Raw genomic sequence first — 1,501 nt, 5'->3', positions numbered from 1 at the left:
GTCAGCGGTGTTCACAGAGCAGTTGACCCAGGGCGAGGAGATCCTGCGGCGTCAACCGCCGGCCCGGGTCGGCGTACTGCTCGTCGATGAGCTCCAGGCTCTCGTAGGCCGGCAGACCGGCGGTGTGTGGCCCTTCGACCAGCAGGGCAACACGGCCACGTCCCAGAACGGCATCTTCAACATCGGCAGCGTCGTCTACCTGACCGGCTTCTGGGTGCTGATGGCCGCCGTCATCGGTGCGCACGGCCGTCAGGCGTCGAGGGCCGGCCGGCTGGGCACGTTCGGCGTCTCCGCCGCTCTGCTCGGCACGATGGCTCTTGGGGGCAACCTGTGGTTCGAGAGCTTCGCCGTCCCGTGGCTGGCCGGTGGCCCGCTACCGGAGGTTCTGGAAAGTGATCCGTCCATCCTGTTCGCGCTGGGCACGATCTCGAGCTATGCACTGTTCGCCATCGGGTGGGTGGCTTTCGGCGTCGCGGCTCTGCGGGCACGGGTCTTTCCGGTTTGGATTTCCGTCTTGATCGTGATCGGCGGCATCTTCGGATATCAGGCTCTGCTGTCCCCTTGGGGCATTCCTCTCGGGCTGGCCGTCGCGGCCCTCGGCGCGTGGATGCTGTTCCACCGGTCGGTGACCGGTCCGGCCGCTGCCTCGTCGATCGCTCGCTGAGGGTGCGCCCACGAAACGGTCGGCACCGGCACTGCGGACGAGGCAACGCACCGGCCGGGCGGGAACCCGGCCGGTGCGGCGCGTTCCGTCAGGAGGCGGGCGGCGCGAAGAACTCCAGCGCGATGCCGTCAGGATCCTTGAAGGACAGGCCGATCCCGTACGACGCGTCGGTGATCCCACCGTGCTCGACGCCCAGTTCGTCCAGCCGTCGCTGCCACTTCTCGAGCTCCGAGCGGCTCGGCAGGCCGAAGGACACGTGGTCGAGCCCCCGCCGGTACGGGTGGAAGGCGTCGCCGTCGCGCAACCCGTCCGGGAAGACGTGCAGGCCGAGCAGGTCGTCGCCGACGGCATAGACGATGTGCCGGAACGGCCCGGTGTCCTCATCCAGGACGGGTTCGGCGCCGATCAGCCGGGTGTACCACGGCACGCTGACGGACGGGTCGCTGATCGTGACGGCAACGTGGGTCAGACCGGGAAAGTTGGTCATGGGTCGGTGCTCCTTCGGGTGCGGCGGAAGTTACGGACGGGCTTCGTAGACGATGTTGAACGGGGTTTCGGCGACCCGGCGGAAGCGGGTGAAGCCGGCGTCGGTGGCCACCCGGCGCATCGGCTCCTCGCCCGCCTGAGCGCCCAACGCGTAGCCGCCGCTCTGCGACAACGCATTGGGTACGCACAGGAACGTGGAGAGCGAGTAGTAGATCCGGCCGACGGGGTTGAGGTTGTCGCCGACCGTGTCGCCCGCGTACGGCTCGACGAGCATCCACGTGCCGTCGGGCTTCAGCGAGCTGTGGATGTTCCTGGCCGCGCCGAGCGGATCACCCATGTCGTGCAGCGAGT

At 68.5% G+C, this 1,501-nt stretch carries 2 protein-coding genes and 1 pseudogene; 1 reads left to right on the top strand and 2 read right to left on the bottom strand.

Annotation, left to right across the window (positions count from 1 at the left end):
- A partial coding sequence (locus AB0M20_RS42995) for a hypothetical protein (protein ID WP_364307210.1) occupies positions 1-664 on the top strand: 664 nt, incomplete at its 5' end.
- Between the two features lie 88 nt (positions 665-752).
- Here AB0M20_RS42995 and AB0M20_RS42990 read toward each other — a convergent pair.
- Both AB0M20_RS42990 and AB0M20_RS42985 read right to left on the bottom strand, forming a co-directional pair.
- Positions 753-1,151: a VOC family protein gene (locus tag AB0M20_RS42990; RefSeq protein WP_364307208.1), complete on the bottom strand. Its 399-nt coding sequence runs from the start codon at positions 1,149-1,151 to the stop codon at positions 753-755.
- A 30-nt stretch (positions 1,152-1,181) separates the two neighbouring features.
- A pseudogene (locus AB0M20_RS42985) lies at positions 1,182-1,501 on the bottom strand (SAM-dependent methyltransferase); the annotation flags it as partial.

This window comes from Actinoplanes sp. NPDC051633, assembly GCF_040681735.1.
Taxonomy (GTDB): Bacteria; Actinomycetota; Actinomycetes; order Mycobacteriales; family Micromonosporaceae; genus Actinoplanes.
This window is presented reverse-complemented; position numbering and strand designations above follow the sequence as displayed.